This window comes from Sutcliffiella horikoshii (assembly GCF_008180725.1).
Taxonomy (GTDB): domain Bacteria; phylum Bacillota; class Bacilli; order Bacillales; family Bacillaceae_I; genus Sutcliffiella_A; species Sutcliffiella_A horikoshii_B.
This window is the reverse complement of sequence record NZ_VTEV01000004.1, coordinates 266,329-284,448: the sequence shown is the minus strand read 5'-3', so window position 1 is coordinate 284,448 and position 18,120 is coordinate 266,329. Positions and strand designations below refer to the sequence as shown.

Annotated in this window: 22 protein-coding genes; 2 read left to right on the top strand and 20 right to left on the bottom strand. The window is 41.0% G+C overall.

The window, feature by feature from the left end:
- Window positions 1-211 precede the first annotated feature (211 nt).
- The 20 genes from FZC76_RS11395 to FZC76_RS11300 all read right to left on the bottom strand — a co-directional run bounded on the left by FZC76_RS11395 (window position 212) and on the right by FZC76_RS11300 (window position 16,918).
- Window positions 212-1,687: a spore germination protein gene (locus FZC76_RS11395; RefSeq protein WP_148988480.1), complete on the bottom strand. Its 1,476-nt coding sequence runs from the start codon at window positions 1,685-1,687 to the stop codon at window positions 212-214.
- Complete coding sequence (locus FZC76_RS11390) at window positions 1,635-2,246, bottom strand: stage V sporulation protein AE (RefSeq protein ID WP_148988300.1); 612 nt, start codon at window positions 2,244-2,246, stop codon at window positions 1,635-1,637. Before FZC76_RS11390 ends, FZC76_RS11395 begins: the two co-directional genes overlap by 53 nt.
- Window positions 2,247-2,252: 6 nt before the next feature.
- Window positions 2,253-2,603, bottom strand: a complete 351-nt coding sequence (gene spoVAE / locus FZC76_RS11385; protein ID WP_148988299.1) for a stage V sporulation protein AE — start codon at window positions 2,601-2,603, stop codon at window positions 2,253-2,255.
- Window positions 2,603-3,613 (bottom strand): stage V sporulation protein AD, encoded by a 1,011-nt coding sequence (gene spoVAD / locus FZC76_RS11380; RefSeq protein WP_148988298.1) that lies wholly within the window; start codon window positions 3,611-3,613, stop codon window positions 2,603-2,605. The genes spoVAE and spoVAD overlap by 1 nt, the downstream gene beginning before the upstream one ends.
- 12 nt (window positions 3,614-3,625) lie before the next feature.
- On the bottom strand, window positions 3,626-4,084 hold the full coding sequence (gene spoVAC / locus FZC76_RS11375) for a stage V sporulation protein AC (protein WP_148988297.1): 459 nt from the start codon (window positions 4,082-4,084) through the stop codon (window positions 3,626-3,628).
- A gap of 14 nt (window positions 4,085-4,098) precedes the next feature.
- Window positions 4,099-4,521 carry a stage V sporulation protein AB gene (locus tag FZC76_RS11370; RefSeq protein ID WP_148988479.1) on the bottom strand — a complete coding sequence of 141 codons (423 nt, stop codon included), beginning with the start codon at window positions 4,519-4,521 and terminating at the stop codon, window positions 4,099-4,101.
- Window positions 4,511-5,131 carry a stage V sporulation protein AA gene (locus FZC76_RS11365; protein WP_148988296.1) on the bottom strand — a complete coding sequence of 207 codons (621 nt, stop codon included), beginning with the start codon at window positions 5,129-5,131 and terminating at the stop codon, window positions 4,511-4,513. The genes FZC76_RS11370 and FZC76_RS11365 overlap by 11 nt, the downstream gene beginning before the upstream one ends.
- 127 nt (window positions 5,132-5,258) lie before the next feature.
- On the bottom strand, window positions 5,259-6,014 hold the full coding sequence (sigF, locus tag FZC76_RS11360) for an RNA polymerase sporulation sigma factor SigF (RefSeq protein ID WP_010194391.1): 756 nt from the start codon (window positions 6,012-6,014) through the stop codon (window positions 5,259-5,261).
- Between the two features lie 12 nt (window positions 6,015-6,026).
- Window positions 6,027-6,467 carry an anti-sigma F factor gene (gene spoIIAB, locus FZC76_RS11355; RefSeq protein WP_148988295.1) on the bottom strand — a complete coding sequence of 147 codons (441 nt, stop codon included), beginning with the start codon at window positions 6,465-6,467 and terminating at the stop codon, window positions 6,027-6,029.
- On the bottom strand, window positions 6,467-6,817 hold the full coding sequence (spoIIAA, locus tag FZC76_RS11350) for an anti-sigma F factor antagonist (protein WP_060667032.1): 351 nt from the start codon (window positions 6,815-6,817) through the stop codon (window positions 6,467-6,469). The genes spoIIAB and spoIIAA overlap by 1 nt, the downstream gene beginning before the upstream one ends.
- 131 nt (window positions 6,818-6,948) lie before the next feature.
- Window positions 6,949-8,112 carry a D-alanyl-D-alanine carboxypeptidase family protein gene (locus FZC76_RS11345; RefSeq protein ID WP_148988294.1) on the bottom strand — a complete coding sequence of 388 codons (1,164 nt, stop codon included), beginning with the start codon at window positions 8,110-8,112 and terminating at the stop codon, window positions 6,949-6,951.
- 350 nt (window positions 8,113-8,462) lie between these two features.
- Window positions 8,463-9,767 carry a pyrimidine-nucleoside phosphorylase gene (locus FZC76_RS11340; protein WP_148988293.1) on the bottom strand — a complete coding sequence of 435 codons (1,305 nt, stop codon included), beginning with the start codon at window positions 9,765-9,767 and terminating at the stop codon, window positions 8,463-8,465.
- Between the two features lie 186 nt (window positions 9,768-9,953).
- Window positions 9,954-10,769 carry a purine-nucleoside phosphorylase gene (locus FZC76_RS11335; protein WP_148988292.1) on the bottom strand — a complete coding sequence of 272 codons (816 nt, stop codon included), beginning with the start codon at window positions 10,767-10,769 and terminating at the stop codon, window positions 9,954-9,956.
- Window positions 10,770-10,782: 13 nt separating this feature from the next.
- A complete protein-coding gene (gene deoB / locus FZC76_RS11330; RefSeq protein WP_148988291.1) occupies window positions 10,783-11,967 on the bottom strand; it encodes a phosphopentomutase in 1,185 nt (394 codons plus the stop codon).
- Between the two features lie 219 nt (window positions 11,968-12,186).
- Window positions 12,187-13,077: a site-specific tyrosine recombinase XerD gene (gene xerD, locus FZC76_RS11325; RefSeq protein ID WP_148988290.1), complete on the bottom strand. Its 891-nt coding sequence runs from the start codon at window positions 13,075-13,077 to the stop codon at window positions 12,187-12,189.
- 6 nt (window positions 13,078-13,083) lie between these two features.
- A complete protein-coding gene (locus FZC76_RS11320; RefSeq protein WP_148988289.1) occupies window positions 13,084-13,311 on the bottom strand; it encodes a YqzK family protein in 228 nt (75 codons plus the stop codon).
- Between the two features lie 126 nt (window positions 13,312-13,437).
- Window positions 13,438-13,905 (bottom strand): ferric iron uptake transcriptional regulator, encoded by a 468-nt coding sequence (gene fur, locus FZC76_RS11315; RefSeq protein WP_148988288.1) that lies wholly within the window; start codon window positions 13,903-13,905, stop codon window positions 13,438-13,440.
- A 110-nt stretch (window positions 13,906-14,015) separates the two neighbouring features.
- Window positions 14,016-14,657 carry a stage II sporulation protein M gene (gene spoIIM, locus FZC76_RS11310; RefSeq protein WP_148988287.1) on the bottom strand — a complete coding sequence of 214 codons (642 nt, stop codon included), beginning with the start codon at window positions 14,655-14,657 and terminating at the stop codon, window positions 14,016-14,018.
- Window positions 14,658-15,190: 533 nt separating this feature from the next.
- Window positions 15,191-16,357 carry an endonuclease Q family protein gene (locus tag FZC76_RS11305; RefSeq protein WP_148988286.1) on the bottom strand — a complete coding sequence of 389 codons (1,167 nt, stop codon included), beginning with the start codon at window positions 16,355-16,357 and terminating at the stop codon, window positions 15,191-15,193.
- Window positions 16,358-16,366: 9 nt separating this feature from the next.
- The gene (locus tag FZC76_RS11300) at window positions 16,367-16,918 is read right to left on the bottom strand and encodes an NUDIX hydrolase (protein WP_148988285.1); all 552 of its coding nucleotides are present in this window, start codon (window positions 16,916-16,918) and stop codon (window positions 16,367-16,369) included.
- A 72-nt stretch (window positions 16,919-16,990) separates the two neighbouring features.
- Here FZC76_RS11300 and mciZ point away from each other — a divergent pair, with 72 nt between their 5' ends.
- The gene (mciZ, locus tag FZC76_RS11295; protein ID WP_010194366.1) at window positions 16,991-17,122 is read left to right on the top strand and encodes a Z-ring formation inhibitor MciZ; all 132 of its coding nucleotides are present in this window, start codon (window positions 16,991-16,993) and stop codon (window positions 17,120-17,122) included.
- A gap of 114 nt (window positions 17,123-17,236) precedes the next feature.
- Window positions 17,237-18,097, top strand: coding sequence for an aldo/keto reductase (locus tag FZC76_RS11290; RefSeq protein WP_148988478.1), 861 nt, complete (start codon window positions 17,237-17,239; stop codon window positions 18,095-18,097).
- The last annotated feature ends 23 nt before the right edge of the window (window positions 18,098-18,120 follow it).

Genomic DNA, 18,120 nt, shown 5'->3' with positions numbered 1-18,120 from the left:
CCTCGCGCAGTTAGTTTATAAGTAACTCTATTTAATACCATATTCTCTATTAGAGGATTGTGGATGTGTTCTAGCCCTGATTAAAAAATTTAAGCAAAAGACAGCTAAACAGAATCTTTAGCTGCCTACAAACTCTTTCATTCTGTACTTGATTAAACTAAACTTTACCACACATGAATGCCTCTATCAAGCGAATATTCTTACTAGTTTGTTATTGAGGTTGCCTAAAACGATTTCTTGGATGAACGATACTCGGACGAATTTTTGCACCCGGTGTACTTCTTCTTACTAGGATCATTAGCAATGCTTTTGGACTGAATGGAATGAATGGCCATAAGTAAGGCGTATTTAACGAACGAGTTCCTGCAAGGAATAATATTAATAATGTGATCCCGACAACCAGTCCTGGTACGTGGAATAAAGCAACCAGTGCTAAAAGAGCCAATCGCATTATTTTATTGGCGACACTAAGTTCATAACTTGGGGTTGTAAACGAACCAATAGCTGCTACCGCAACGTATAGGATAACCTCAGGTACGAAAAGTCCGACATCAATAGCAATTTGCCCAATCAAAACGGCGGCAATTAAACCCATCGCAGTGGATAGCGCGGTTGGTGTGTGAATTGCTGCCAGTCTTAGAAACTCCACCCCGATATCAGCAAGAAATATTTGAAATACCACAGGAATATTAGACTCTTCATTTGGTCCTATAAAACTAATCTGTTCAGGAAGTAGACTTGGTTCTAAAATCATTAAGAACCAAAGCGGCAAAAGGAACAAAGAAGCAAAGATACCGCAAAAGCGAACCCAGCGGACAAAGGTACCTACAGCTGGAGACTGCCTGTATTCCTCTACATGTTGCACATGGTGGAAGAATGTAGTCGGGGTGATGATGACACTTGGGGACGTATCTACCATCACAATGACATGGCCTTCCAACAGGTGAGTCGCTGCAATATCAGGCCTCTCTGTGTAACGTACGAGCGGGAATGGATTATAGCCTTGTTTTACAATAAACTCTTCTACCGTTTTATCTGCCATGGTAAGCCCGTCAATATCAATATTTTTCGTTTCTTTACGAACTATATCTACCAAATCAGGGTCTGCTACATCTTTTATGTACGCAAGACAAATGTCTGTTTTTGATCGTTCGCCTACTTGGAAAATTTCATAGCGAAGCCTCTCATCTCTTATCCTTCTTCGTGTTAAGGCCGTGTTCACAATAATATTTTCAACATACCCATCCCTAGCTCCCCTGACCACTTTCTCTGTGTCAGGCTCTTCTGGACTTCTTCCCGGGTATGCACGAGTATCAATGACAAAGCCGCTGTCTTCGCCTTCAAGTAAAATGACTACGAGTCCGCTAAGCACTTGGTCGACCACTTCATCCATATACTCAATATTGTTCACTTGCTGATTGACCAAACGATTGTTTACAATCTCTTTTACTTTGTAAGTCTTTTTTTCAAAGTCATTGATATGAAGCAATTCTTCCATAAGTTCGATGATAAACATTGTGTCACAAAGACCATTTACATAATAGAGGTTCAACTCTTTTCCAAGAATGGTGAACTTCCTTACGCCAAGGTCAAAGCTGACATTTAACCCAACCTCGTCTTTGAAAAATTTCTCATTAATCGTCAGCTTCGGTGATATCGGTACTTTTTCCATTCCATTGTGAGACATCATACCCATTCCTCTCTAAAATGATTTCGACCGCTTTGCTGGTAATGGGAGCTCCTCGTTTTACATCATCTCGCCTTGCCATCTTGCCTATATCGCCAATTCCGACAATAAGAGGAAAATGCAATTCATCTAAACAATACACGGTATCTCCATTTATTCTTCCAATATCCATTTCCTGTATTCCACTTTTGTCAACTCCATAAGAGGAGACTTCCAAATCACGATCAACTGTCAGGTGCACTTTTGTCCATTCCGATTGATGGGTTTTAGAAGCAACCGCGATTACTCCTAAGACTTCAATTTGTTCATGGGTGGCAACATAACGGAGAGCCCGTTCTCCTGCCCCCTCTCCAAGAAAGCCACTATCATCAAACATTACAAAAACGGGTTCACTTTTCGCCTGCAATATCAGCTTTACTAACTCCTCCCCACTTAACAGGGTAGGATTTCCAAAGGAAGCGGAAATACATCTGCCACCATAATGTTTAGCAACAAGCTGTATCGTCTTCTTGGCATATACATCTCCATCCGTTATTAAGATGACCCGTTTTGTAATCACATCTATCTACCCTTTCGGTTTAAAGATAAGTGCGGCGATAAAAGCGAACAGAATGGCAGCTGAAATTCCCGCAGAGGTTAATTCAAATATCCCCATCCCAATCCCGATAAAGCCATGTTTCTCTGACTGGTGCATGGCACCATGTAATAACGAATGACCAAAGCTCGTAATTGGAACGGTTGCGCCTGCACCAGCAAAGTCAATCAGCTTATCGTATATCCCAAAACCGTCCAGGATTGCTCCAGCTACAACAAACGTACTCATCACATGCGCAGGTGTAAGCTTGGCAAAATCCAATAATAATTGTCCAATTACACAAATTAATCCTCCGACTACAAATGCGATTAGATATTCCATTATGGATCCACCCTCTCTAATACCACTCCATGTGCGATCGTTGGAATCGATTCCTTTTGTTGTATCATCGTAGGGCTTAGCAATGCTCCAGTTGCAACTACAAGAACTTTCTTCATCATTCCAGTCATAAGCTCATTAATCAGATGGGCATAGGTTACAACTGCACAACATCCACAACCGCTTCCCCCGGCAAAAACCTCCTGATCTGGCCTGAAAATCATCAACCCGCAATCACTATGCTTCACCGTTATATCATAGCCTTCTTCTTTTAGAAGTTCTTTGAGAATAGGACTTCCTACACCAGATAAGTCCCCTGTCACAATCAAGTCATAAGTATCAGGATTGACATTTAGATCTTCAAAATGTGCTTGAATAGTATCAGCTGCAGCAGGTGCCATGGCAGAACCCATATCAAATGGGTCTGTGATGCCAAGATCCATGACCCTTCCAATGGTCGCTGAGGTAATGCGTATTGGGCTTGGCTCTTTGCTGACTAGCGCAGTTCCGGATCCTGTTACAGTAAAGGTTGCAGAATCCGGTTTTTGCCCGCCATATTCAGTCGGATAGCGGAACTGCCTTTCTGCAGTGGCATTATGGCTGCTAGTCGAGGCAAGTACCCTGTTTGCAAAGCCACCGTCCACAAGCGCTGCACCGACTGCCAATGTTTCCATCGAAGTAGAACATGCACCAAACATACATAAAAATGGAATTTGATGATGCCTGGCCACATAATTAGCCGTTACATTTTGATTGAGTAAATCTCCGGCAAGGAAAAAGTCAATGTCCTTATATTCCAAATTCACTTTATTAAGACATGTTTGAACGGAATGTTCCATCAATCTTCTTTCTGCAAGCTCCCAATTTTCCTCCCCGCAGTGGAGCTCATCATATGTTTTATCAAACAAGGAACCAAGCGGTCCTTCCGCTTCTTTAGGTCCAACGACGGTCCCAGTTGAGTTGATATAGATTGGTTGTTCGAATACCCAACTTTGTTTTCCAGTGAGTCGCACTACTTTTACCCCCTAACCAGTAAAGCTCATATTTAATAGATATCTGATCATGCCTACCACATAAGCAGCCACCACTCCAAAAACAATCACACTGCCTGCAAGCTTAAACATATTTGTCGCCACTCCAAGGACTATGCCTTCACTTCTATGTTCCATTGCTGCGCTTGTCATGGAATTTGCAAAGCCAGTTACAGGTACTGCAGAACCAGCTCCAGCAAATTGCCCAAGTTTATCGTAAATGCCAAGACCTGTTAGCAAGGCAGATATTAGAATAAGAGTAGCAACAGTTGGGTTTCCTACATTTTTTTCAGAGAAGTCAAACACCTTCATGTAAAAATTCTGAATACCTTGGCCAATTAAACAAATTAGCCCTCCTACAAGAAAAGCCTTCACACAATTAATAACGTAAGGTGTTTTAGGCTGATATTTTTTTATGTTATTTTTATAATTATCCTTAAGCTTTTCACTCATGATTGTCCTGCCTCCTACAAATTGACAAACACTAGCCAGTGATATAATGATCCAATTATTTTTCCGAATACAATGGCCATTAAAAGAATTGCCATCTGACCATCCACCCCGATTCTTTTTGCCAGAATCGGCAACACATTCAATACTTCCGTCAAAGCTGCAGCCAGTAAACCTACAAACACCCCACAAAACAACCCAATTGGTATCGCAAGAATGGAAGGAAGATGAAAAGTCACACTGTTTAAACTGATCCAACTTCCAAACAACGCGCCCCCAATTACTCCCCATTCATAGCCATACACAAACTTTGTTGTTTTGGTCAATTGGGTCAACCTTGGAATAATCCCCAGCACCGCAAGAAACGCAACAAAGCCAGATCCAACAGCAAGCCCCCCAGCCAAACCGAGAAATACAACAAATACGATATTAATCGTCATCAATTTTCTTCGAGCTCTCCTTGTTTTCATGCATAATTACATATTGATCAAGGTCCTGTTGATAGTTGAACATTTCCACTTCGAGGGGGCTTGGCTCTTCATTAATCCGTTTACGGAAAACATGATTAAAAAACAAGATCATTCCCAAACCCAAACCAATGGAATAGGGAATCTGAAGTAGAAGCGGTTTGTCATCCTCAAGGCCAGTGATGGTTTTGAAAATCTTCTGATGAACAATTCGCATGCTAACATCTTCATGAAAATTCATGATGGCGAGTGCTGCACCTAGAAAAAGCAAGAGCCAAACACCGACAAAAAACATTGGACGGAATCGTTTTTTCTTATATACAATCTCCACAATGGTCTGAGCAGGTCCAAAAGTCTGAATATCCACTTCTCCATCCACTTTTCTAATCTCTTTAATCAACCGCATTACATCTAACACGACGATGGACTTATCACTCATGTTTATTTGATGTATAGAAATATTCCGTACCTTGTCCAAAATTTCTTTATCTGCAACTAACTGGGCTATATCTTCTATTTTTATCATTTGATTGGGACGAGCTTGAATACGATGACGAAGGCGAACATATAGCGATTTATCCATCTTCCAAACACATCCTGCCAAAAGATATTGTATATGTAGTATGGATTAGCGGGAGAATTACCATGCAAAGGAAAAAAGAACACCAAGAATTACCACGTTTGCTCCACAAGAAAAAACCGTACGGACATCATTCATCCATACGGTCTTTCATTTGTTGCAATATTTTCTTTTCCAATCGGCTTACCTGCACCTGGGATATACCAAGACGCTGGGCAACTTCGGTTTGAGTCTGGTCTTTATAGTAACGCAGATACACAATTAGCTTTTCTCGTTCATCCAGCTCTTCAATAGCCTCTTTTAAGGCAATCTTATCAAACCAGCGATGCTCAGAATGATCAGCGATTTGATCCAATAGCGTTATAGGGTCCCCATCATTTTCATAGACGGTTTCATGGATAGAGGAAGGTGCGCGTGCAGCTTCTTGTGCTAGCACCACTTCTTCCGCTGTGATCTCCAAGAATTCCGCTATTTCATTGATGGTCGGCACTCTACCATATCTTTTGGATAACTCATCTTTCGCTTTTCTGATCTTGTTTGCTACTTCCTTCAACGAGCGGCTAACCTTCACACTTCCGTCATCCCTGATGAATCGCTGAATTTCTCCAATGATCATGGGAACGGCGTAGGTGGAAAATTTTACGTCATAGGAAAGGTCAAACTTATCGACTGATTTTAAAAGGCCGATGCAGCCTATCTGAAACAGGTCGTCCGGCTCATAGCCTCTGTTCATAAAGCGTTGAACCACCGACCAGACAAGCCTCATATTCTTTTGCACTATCGTATCTCGCGCTTCTTGTTCGCCAGATTGACTTCTTTTTATCAGTTCTTTCACTTCATGATCTTTTAGGTATGTTTGTGTTTGGTTCTTGACCTCAACATCCATAGGCTTAGCTCCTTAATTACAAAGCGCTTTGCTCTTAGCTAAATACTTGGTCATACGGATTGAGGTGCCTGTTTCTCTAGATGAATGAATTTCTACATAATCCATAAAGTTTTCCATGATGGTAAACCCCATACCAGAACGCTCGAGCTCAGGCTTAGTAGTATATAACGGCTGTCTAGCTTCCTCTACATCATCAATTCCCATACCTTCATCCTTGATGGTGATATGGACAGCTCCGTCTTCTAGTTCGACAGAAATGTAAACAGTGGCATTAGGGTCATTGTCATAACCATGAATAATAGCATTTGTCACTGCTTCTGAAACGACTGTTTTGATCTCAGTCAACTCATCCATGGTCGGGTCCAATTGCATGATGAAAGCCGCTACTGTTACCCTTGCGAACGATTCATTTTGGCTTAGGGCAGAAAATTGAAGGTTCATGTGATTTTTCATTATGCCACCCCCAATTTTTGCAGGGCGTTTTCTTCACTTTCTTCTAAACGGATAATTTTAAATAGCCCGGACATTTCAAACAAACGCTTAACAGCAGGTGAAATAGAACAAACCACCATTTCTCCCCCATTATTTTTAATTTGTTTATAGCGACCCAATATGACACCGAGTCCTGAGCTATCCATGAAGGACAACTGTTCCAAATTTAAAATAATATGAGTGATCTGATGTTTTTCAATTATAGCTGTAGCTTGGTTACGTAAATTTTCAGCTGTATGGTGATCCAATTCACCTGCTAAACGTACACAAAGAACATTTTGTTTGACTTCCAAATCAACGGTAAGACTCACTGCACTTTCCCCCTTGTGGAAACTTTGTTCAGTGAGTCAATTTCTCTATTCTATTTCCGTTTTCCTGCCTACAGACAAAACTAGTGTTTATTCGCTAAAAAAACATGTTCTATATTTGTGGGAATTCAAAATTATCCTAACTTGGAAAAGTGCCCCATAGAACGTTTGAAGAGTTGCCACCAGCTTGCTTCGTTACTGTCTTTTGCAGCTACAAGGTCACTTTCAGAAAGAACCTTTCCACCTTTTTTAAGGACAATCTTACCTACTTTGTCTCCTTTTTTAACTGGCGCCTTCACATTTTCATCTACCGTGATTTCTTTCTCCACGTCATCGGTATTCTCACCTTTTTTCGTGAGTACAGAGATCGGTTCGCTTGTCACAGCATCTACTTCTTTTTCAGAACCTTTACTGATTTCCACCCTACCTACGGTTACGTTTCGTTCATACATCGGGTGTGTTTTGTACTGACTGAATGCAAAATCCAGCATGTTCGTGATCTGAGCATTCCTGTCTTTTGGTGTCGGTGCACCAAATACAACTGCAATTACTCGCATGTTGTCTTTCTTGGCAGTAGCGGTTAAACAGTATTTTGCTTCTTGAGTAAATCCTGTTTTCACTCCATCTACTCCAGGATAGAATCTGACTAGTTTATTTGTATTCACCAACCAGAATTTCTTTTCGGAATCTTGTCGGAGATAGTCTTCATATTGACCTGTATATTTGGTGATGCCTTCATATTTCAATAGTTCTTTTGCCATTACCGCCATGTCATTTGCCGTGCTGTAATGATCTTTTGCCGGTAAGCCTGTTGGGTTTTGGAATAGTGTGTTTTCTAATCCAAGATCTTTTGTTTTAGCATTCATTCTGTCTACAAATGCAGCTTCAGATCCCGCGATACGCTCTGCCATAGCGACAGAAGCATCATTACCGGATGCAATTGCAATACCGCGAAGCATTTCATCTGTCGTCATTTCTTCACCAGGTTCAAGGAAGATTTGCGATCCTCCCATAGAGGCTGCATATTCACTTGTCCTGATTTTTTCATCCCACGTAAGTTCACCTTTATCAATAGCTTCCATTATTAAGAGCATTGTCATGATTTTTGTCATACTCGCCGGAGGCAATTTTTCGTGTCCGTTTTTTTCATACAGCACTTGACCCGTGTCGCGTTCAATCAATATAGCAGATCTAGCATTTTCAGTAAGTTGAACACTTTTTTCTTCCGCCCCTGCAACAGGACTAAATGCGGAAAAAGCAAAAGCAATTGCAATTATTGCGATGGTTAACTTTTTCATCCTTAGACCTCCATTCATATTCCTACTTCACATTTTTTCCAAAAAGTTAAGTTTTATACTAAGTATTGGTAATGGAGGGAAATAATTTTAAGAAAATAAAAAAGCGCTTAACATCTGGTAACTGCTACAGGGCCAAGATACTTTGAAATATTGGCAGGACCTTGCCTTTGCTCTTTATCCTCTGACGAATGAGGACTTCTCTCATCTTTTTTCCTCGTCACTCAGGACTTCATAACGGGGATGAAGACTTCTCTCCTCCTTTTTTCTCGTCACCGAGGTCATCATAACGACCTAAACAATAAAAAACAGCCCCACCAAAACGGCAGGGCTGCTCTCAACAGTATTCACTATTATTCAGAAATCGTATCATAAACAAGTGGTGGAACCTTTACGTCGCCAATTACCACTTTAATGCTTTCATACAACGCTTCTTTTACTTTCGTTAAATCTTCTTGGTTACTGTGGATCGTTGCAAGAGATTCGCCGGCTTCCACTTTGTCACCAATCTTTTTGCGTAGAACAATTCCTACTGCAAGATCGATTTCAGAGTCTTTTGTTGCGCGGCCAGCACCAAGTAACATAGCTGCAGTTCCAACAGAATCAGCCACAATCTCAGATACTACTCCAGCTTCTTTTGCTTCAAGCTCCACAACATGCTTTGCTTGCGGTAATTTCTCCGGGTTATCTACAACTGACGCGTCTCCACCTTGTGCTTCCAAGAAGGTTTTTAAGGTTTCAATTGCAGCTCCAGAACGAATAACTTCTTCCAGCATACCGCGAGCTTCTTCCAGGGTAGATGCTTTTTCCGCTAAAAGAACCATGTAGCTACCTAACTCTAGGCATAGCTCTTCTAAATCCTTTGGACCTTCACCACGTAATGTGTCGATCGCTTCTTTGATTTCCAAAGCATTACCAATCGCAAAACCAAGTGGCTGACTCATATCAGAAATAACAGCCATTGTTCTGCGTCCCACATTGTTTCCGATATCCACCATTGCTTTTGCAAGTTTTTTCGCTTCATCCAAATCTTTCATAAATGCGCCGGCACCTGTTTTTACGTCCAAAACAATTGCATCTGCACCCGCGGCAATCTTTTTGCTCATGATAGAACTTGCAATTAAAGGAATGCTGTTAACGGTAGCTGTTACATCACGCAATGCATAAAGTTTCTTGTCTGCAGGTGTTAAATTCCCACTTTGTCCGATAACGGCCACTTTATTTTTGTTTACGTAGTCGATGAATTCTTGGTTGTCGATTTCCACGTGGAAGCCTGGTACAGATTCAAGTTTATCAATTGTCCCACCAGTATGACCAAGGCCACGTCCACTCATTTTGGCAACAGGAACACCAACAGCCGCAACTAGTGGTGCAAGTACCAATGTAGTCGTGTCGCCAACGCCGCCTGTACTGTGCTTATCAACTTTGATACCTTCAATAGCAGATAGGTCGATAGTGTCACCAGAGTGTACCATTGCCATGGTAAGGTCTGCACGTTCTTGGTCACTCATTCCTTGGAAGAAGATAGCCATGGAGAAAGCGCTCATTTGATAGTCAGGAATGGATCCGTCTGTGAATCCTGTTACGATGAATTGGATTTCCTCTGTTGTTAGTTCTTTTCCGTCACGTTTCTTTTGAATAAGGTCTACCATTCTCATGCCGAAACACCTCTATTTTCTATAAAATAAATGCCTTAAAACTCCGCTGTTGATTTCCGCACCAGGCTTCACTTTCCGCGGGGCGGTGCTTGAGCCTCCTCGCTGCGCTGCGGGGTCTCAAGTCTACCGCTACTTCCAACCGGAGTCTTAGCCCATTGCTACAATCAACAGCTAATGTATTTTTTTTTACATACCTTTAACGATTGTTTTTACGAATTGTAGGAAGTTTGCTTTTACCATTTCGGTTGTTTCCATTACTTCGTCGTGTGTTAATGGCTGGTCAAGGATTCCTGCAGCCATGTTGGAGATGCAAGAAATTCCAAGTACTTTCATTCCACTATGACGGGCAACGATGACTTCTGGTACAGTGGACATTCCAACTGCGTCTCCACCTAGTGTGCGAAGCATTCTAACTTCTGCAGGAGTTTCATAAGAAGGACCTGTGTTGCCTACGTATACTCCCTCTTGAACCTTTAAGCCGATTTCTGCAGCAACGTCTTTAGCCAATTTGCGAAGATTTTTGCAATATGGTTCTGACATGTCCGGGAAGCGCGCGCCAAGCTCATTATTGTTCGGTCCAATAAGCGGGTTAGTCCCCATATTGTTGATGTGATCAGTAAGAATCATTAAATCTCCCGCTTCGAAGCTTTCATTCACTCCACCGGCAGCATTCGTTACGATTAATTTTTCCACACCAATATATTTCATCACGCGAACTGGGAACGTTACTTTCTCCATTGCATAACCTTCATAGAAATGAAAACGACCTTGCATCGCGATAACAGTTTTTCCTTCCAGTTCACCAATTACAAGCTGGCCAGCATGACCTTCGACAGTGGATACTGGGAACTCAGGAATCTCTGCGTAAGGAATCACGACAGGATTTTGAATCTCTTCTGCTAACACACCTAGACCAGACCCAAGGATTAGGCCGATTTCTGGTTTATTTGATAATTTGGCATTAATATATTCAGCTGATTTTTTGATAGCTTCTAAATTCATTTGTAGGTTCCTCCTAGTTTAAATCTTGTAAAAAGCTTTTTCCGTGCTTAGGCATTCTTGTATTAAAGTTGTCCGCAATTGTAGCGCCGATATCAGCAAAAGTTTTACGGATGTCTAACTGTTTACCTTCTTTATGTTTAGGGGAGTACGCTAATAATGGCACATATTCTCTCGTGTGATCTGTTCCAGGCGCTGTTGGGTCATTGCCGTGGTCAGCGGTAATAATCAAAAGATCATCCTCTTTTAAATTGGCAAAGACTTCAGGAAGGCGTGCATCATACTCTTCCAAAGCTTTCCCATACCCTTCTGGATCTCTTCTGTGACCGTACACTGCATCAAAATCAACCAAGTTCAAGAAACTGATACCAGTAAAGTCCATGGTTGTCGTTTCAACCAATTTGTCCATTCCATCCATGTTAGAGATGGTGCGTAGTGATTCCGTTACCCCTTCACCATCATAAATGTCAGAAATCTTACCGATGGAAATAACATCAAATCCACTATCTTTCAATTCATTCATAACAGTACGTTCAAATGGTTTTAATGCGTAGTCATGACGGTTGGATGTACGTTTCCAGTTACCTGCTTCTCCAATAAATGGGCGTGCAATAATACGACCGACCATGTATTTTTCATCTAACGTTAATTCACGTGCAATTTTACAAATGTCATATAGCTCTTCAATAGGAACAACATCTTCATGCGCTGCAATTTGAAGAACGGAATCAGCAGAAGTATATACAATCAATGCTCCTGAATCTACGTGTTGCTGACCAAGTTGATCAAGAATTTCCGTTCCACTAGCAGGAATATTCCCGATGATTTTACGGCCAGTACGTTCTTCTAGCTCTCCAATTAGCTCATCTGGGAATCCATCAGGGAAGACACGGAATGGTGTATCAATACGCAAACCCATAATCTCCCAGTGACCTGTCATTGTATCTTTTCCACTTGATGCTTCTTCCATTTTCGTAAAATAAGCTAAAGGCTTTTCTGCCTTAGGGACACCTTCCACTTCTTCAATATTACTTAGACCAAGTTTGGCCATATTTGGCATGTTCAGCCCGTTCATGCGTTCTGCAATATGCCCTAATGTATCAGCGCCTTTATCACCAAACTTTTCAGCATCCGGTGCTTCGCCGATTCCAACAGAATCCATCACTACTAGAAACACTCTTTTATATGTATAAGAACTCATTTTTTAACCTCCTACAAACTTTCGATCTGATTTTACCTCTTGTATTTTCCCCTTTTTTATCTAGGATAGTCATACAAGACTACACTTCTACTTGTCAGAAGTCTGACCTCTTATTCCAGTATAAACAAGCGCTTTCAATGTTGCAATTAAAATGATAAAAAAAGACTGTTCAGATAGTTTGAACAGCCCTTTCCACTGTTCCCGCAAAAGAATCTATTGTTAAGCTCTTGGATGGAACATCGAGTAAACATCCTTCATGCGGGTCTTCGTGACATGTGTGTATATTTGAGTAGTAGAAATATCCGCATGACCTAGCATCTCTTGAACGGCACGAAGATCTGCCCCATTTTCCAAAAGATGTGTAGCAAAGGAATGTCGCAATGTATGAGGAGTCAACTCTTTTTCAATACCTGCTTCCTTTGTCAACTTCTTTAATATTTTCCAGAAGCCCTGTCTAGTAAGACGGTTACCATAAAGATTCACAAACAATGCATCAGTGGTCTTTTTCTTTAACAGCTGGCTTCGACTTTCTTCTATATAATTGGTGATGGCATTTTGAGCCATTGATCCAAGTGGAATGATTCTTTCCTTGTTTCCCTTTCCAATACATCGGACGAACCCCATTGTTAAATGCACATCACTAAGATTTAGGGATATTAGCTCAGAGACACGCATACCAGTTGCATACAATAGTTCCAGCATGGCTTTATCGCGAATTCCGAATACTTTGGCTGTATCAGGCGAATCAAGTAATGCTTGCACCTCTTCTAAAGACATCACTTGTGGAAGCTTTTGTTCTTGTTTAGGACGGTCAATATGTACGGTAGGATCTTGAGTTGTGACCTTTTCCCTAAGCAAAAATTGATGAAATGAGCGTATGGAGGCAATATGTCTGGCAATGGTTTTGGATGATTTCCCATTTTCCGTAAGAAACTTTAAAAATTGTATGATGGTAGACCGAGTCACCGCATCTAACGATGACATCTCCTCTACCTTATTCAAATACAAAATGTAAGATTTCAAGTCTCGCTCATAGGAAACGACAGTGTTTGATGCCAGGCCTTTTTCCACTACTAAAAAATGAATAAAATCTTTTAATTGATCCTGCAATACCCTCTACTCCCCGTAATGATAAAAGAAAACCAAGCGCTGCACCCAGCCCTCATCCCTCTCTTCTACCATTTTTGTCACTTTCACCGCTGCCCCTTCAGGCTCGTCATAGCGGTGATAATTTTGATACTCTTGATTAATCCACATAATTCCATAGTAAAATAAGACCGTACAACCGGTGAATAATATAAATACTTTAAATGTATTATAGCATGAATCTATAATTTTCTTCATGAAAGACTACCTCCAAATATGCAAGTTAAGCAAATAAACTTGTCTTATTAGAAGGTATGACAAATTCAAGCACAATTATACCTTTAAAACAAAATAAAAACCTTTTCCGTGTTCGTCGGAAAAGGCTTATGTACTTTCTTCTTCAGTTTGATCTTCCGAATCTTGGCATCGATGGCAAACTCCATGAAAGGTTAAACGATGATCCTTAATTTTGAAGTTCCAATCACGTTCTACAATCGCCTCTACATCTTCTAAGAGATCATCTTGAATTTCATCAACGGCTCCACACTCTATACAAACTAAGTGATGATGGAAATGCTTAGCGCCCTCTTGGCGTAAATCATACCGAGATACTCCATCGCCAAAATTTATTTTATCGACAATTTTCAATTCCGTCAGTAGTTCCAAAGTTCGGTATACAGTAGCCAGTCCAATTTCAGGTGACTTTTCTTTCACGAGGAGGTATACATCTTCCGCGCTCAAATGGTCCTCTTCATGTTCCAGCAAGACCCGGACTGTTGACTCTCGCTGAGGAGTTAGCTTATAGCTTGCGGAATGCAGTAGCTTTTTTATGCGATCTATCCTAGTTTCCATTTTGTTCCCTCCCTCGCTATACCACTTTATTTTATCGAAAGCGTAGGGAACTGTCAAAGAAAAAAAATAATGATTATAAATAAGAGAAGATAATAATTATCATCTAGTTATTATTCCAATATAGAAATGACTGACTTCATGAATACTGGTGATGCCAGCGCTTCAATTAATGATGCACCGACAAGCAGTAAGCAAATAAGCCCCATCGCCATCGTGTACCTCATAAACTGTTGAAAAAACGGTTCTTGTATTCTTTTTAAAAATTGCTGCCTGATCATTTTTAAGGAAAAGGCCACTGATAAAGTCCCGATAATAATGTACGCCGGAATGGCAATCATGTTCTGTGGAAGAATGGCCACAAAGGAAAACAGGAACCCTTTCCAGCTAAGTTGATTCACTAAGAACCCCACAGTAAATCCAACTACCACTCCTTTTAAGAACAGCAGTATTAAAATAACCGGAAGTCCAATGATGGATATCCCGAGTACCCACATGAGAAGAACATATTTAATATTATGAAAATAACTCTGGAAAAATATATCTTTCGAGCTTGCAAACTGCCCTTCTTCCACCTGACCAAAGAAGCGGCTCAAATAGACAAACAGATCTTGTTTTTGTGAAAAGTTCATGCTATTGACCACGATGGCCCCAAAGATTACTCCCATAAAAAAAAGTACCACTATAAACAAATATAGAGAGGAGTGTTCTTTTATATGCCCTAGTAAAATAGTAAACCGCGACTGTTTTTTCATCCCTCTTCCTCCTATCACTCTCTTACTAGATTGTATGATAGAGGCATGGAAGTATGACTTTTTTAAAATTAGAATTTTAAAAAGGGGGATTGCGTCTATGCGAGGGGAACAAGGGGAACAAGTGGAATCTACGGTGTATGAGGACAATGTTTCATGTGTTTTACCTGTTGAGGGAGTCATTGGACCTCTATGAGGACGATGTTTCACGCATTTACCCTCTTGAGGGAGTCATTGGCGCTCTATGGAGACAATGTTCCTCGTGTTTCCTTTCATGAGGGAGTCATTAACACTCTATGAGGACAATGTTCCATGCATTTCCCTTCTTGAGGGAGGCATTGACACTCTATGAGGACAATGTTCCTCGTGTTTCCTTTCATGAGGGAGTCATTAACACTCTATGAGGACAATGTTCCATGCATTTCCCTTCTTGAGGGAGGCATTCACACTCTATGAGGACAATGTTCCTCGTGTTTCCCTTCATGAGGGAGTCATTCGGGTCCTCCCTCCCCACAACCAAGTAGAAACCAATCACGTTATTCATCACTTACCTTACCAAACCTGCCCCCACCGCCAGCTTTAAACGCCAACTTTCCGCTTCGAGCAGCCACTATCAGAGAAGCTACTTTTTCTCCTAGAACTTCCACTAATTCGTCGTAATTTGCTTCATGCAGGATTCCCATCTCGGTTCCAAAAACTCCGCGTAACTTTGATAAAGTTTTAGGGCCTATACCTGGTATGAAATCTAAAGGAACCTGATGAATATATGGCGGGCGGTGCCTCAAGGGGTCTTCATTATCAGCCAGCTCTTCAATCCGATCTGAAACACCTTTAACAAATTTGGTGTAGTCACAATTGGTACATATGTCTTTCCCCTGTAATAAAGGAGTAAAGCACTTTTCGCAAACTGTTGTATAGTACTTTCCTAGCTGCGGACTCAAACCGTAATTTGCCACCACTTTTCGCCCATCTACTTCCTTCAGAGCAAGCCGCAACTCCTCAAAACTTGGTTCCATCATGCGCACCTTCTGATACTCGCGAGCAATTTTCCCCACAGAATGAGCATCAGAATTTGAAAGAAACGCATACCCGGCCAACTCACTTAATCGGCCCGCCATCGACGTGTCCGCACTTAACCCTAGCTCGATTGCATCAATCAGCTCTGGATCGAATACTTCAGACAAACTCTTTTTTACTCCTTTGCCATACAAACTCTTAAAAGGTGTAAAAACATGAGCCGGAATAAAAAGGCCATCTAATCGATGAACTTCATGCTGAATATCAACCGCATTTGCATAAACTCGCTGTGTGGACAATGTGACATTTTTCATTCGCTTGCTTAGCCAGTTTGAGAACTCCACCATTTTCTCTACTGTCTTTATATAACAGAGTGCATGTATTAACCCCTGACAGTTCTCATCATAAATTTCGATTTCCGCACCAAGAATCAACGTAATATCACCCATCCGTACACCGCCATCAACGAGCTCCTCCAACTCACCAGTTGCAATACTATTACGAAGACTGATAAGTACTTCAGGTACCTGGCAATCGATAACTCCGACCACGTCTAAGCCTTTTTTAAAACGAGCCTCTTCCAAAACAGCCTCCAATGTCAATTGATTGGAGGCTGTAATTTTTACTGGCTTACCACTTGCTGTCCGGCCCAAATGTATATGTAAATCGACAAAATAATCTTGCATGGAAGTCCCCTACTTTCGAAGCAATGTTTGCAATTGCAAATACTGCACCGCATAAGCAGTCTTCGCATCAAAAATTTCCTTCTTTTCGATAAGTTCACGTGCTTCATCTATTGATACTTCCAATAGATCTACAAACTCATCTTCATCTAGATGATGTTCTACCGTGTCTTTGCGCAACCCTTTTGCAATGAATAAGTGCACCAATTCATCTGCAAAACCAGGTGAAGTATAAAAAGAAATCAACGGCTCCAATTCATCACATGTATAGCCAGTTTCCTCCTGAAGTTCCCTTTTTGCGGTAACAATCGGCTCTTCCCCTTTTTCTAGCTTACCTGCAGGGATCTCCACCATTACACGTTCCATCGCTTTTCTGTATTGGCGGACCATAATGATTTTGTTCTCTTCCGTTACAGCAATAACCGCCACTGCTCCTGGGTGTTTAATAATTTCTCTTTTACTTGTTTTACCGTTTGGAAGTTCCACATCCTCCAAATATAAATCGATAATTCTTCCTGAGAATAATTTTTCACTATGTAATGTTTTTTCTTTTAAATGATTCATCTGACCGCTCCTTGTTCTGTAGTCATCCATTTCTTCATACATTCTACCATACAAGGGTTAGGAGGGAGCAAATTGAAGGTCTATGTCCGTCCAAACAATATCGTATTAGTAGGTAAGGCATGGGAAATCCGCAACAAGCTTAGGGAATATTCCCTTCATCACGTGTATGTCAAAACATGGATCAACGCCTTAAAAGATGAATGATTTGTAGCAAAACCCTCCTTTTCGGTAAAATAAAGAAAAGGAGGCGTTTTTTTGTTACCTAAAAATCGACTTGGCAATTCAGAACTACTTGTAAGCCAATTGGGACTTGGTTGTATGTCCCTTGGTACGGAAGAAACTAAAGCGGTAGATATCGTAAAAAGAGCACTTGACTTAGGAATCAATTATTTAGATACTGCTGATTTGTACGATTTTGGACAAAATGAGGAACTCGTTGGAAAAGCTATAAAGGGGCAACGTGACAAAGTGGTTCTTGCCACAAAAGCTGGGAACAAATGGACGCAAGGAAAAGAAGGCTGGGAATGGGACCCTTCAAAACAGCTTATTCAATCAGCAGTCAAAGATAGCCTGCGCCGCCTACAAACAGATTACATCGATTTATACCAGCTTCATGGTGGAACAATAGACGACCCAACCGAAGAAACAATCGAGGCATTTGAGGAGTTAAAAAAAGAAGGGTACATCCGCGAATACGGGATATCTTCCATTAGACCGAACGTTATTAAACGATTTGTGGAAAACTCCTCGATAGTTTCGGTAATGATGCAGTACAGTCTGCTTGATACACGTCCAGAAGAATGGTTGGATTATCTTCACGAAAAAAAGATTAGTGTAATAGCTCGAGGCCCATTAGCGAAAGGACTCTTGTCGGACAACGGTCTTGATAAGCTACGGAACAAATTTAAAGGTAAAGATTTTCTTGATTATAGTCACGAGGAATTGGAGAATCTCTTACCAAAGCTATTGAACATTACTGGTGATAATCCTCTTCAGGCAACTGCCTTCCACTATTGTTTGGCACACCCTGCCGTAGCAGCTGTTATCCCTGGTGCAAGCTCTATTGAACAATTGGAAGCTAACGTCAATGCCATGAATAAACAAACACTCTCAGAACAAGAGTACACAATCATCAAAGAACTCGTTAAACGATCTAATTACGACTCACATCGTAATTAATATCAAACAGCTTCCTTTTTAGG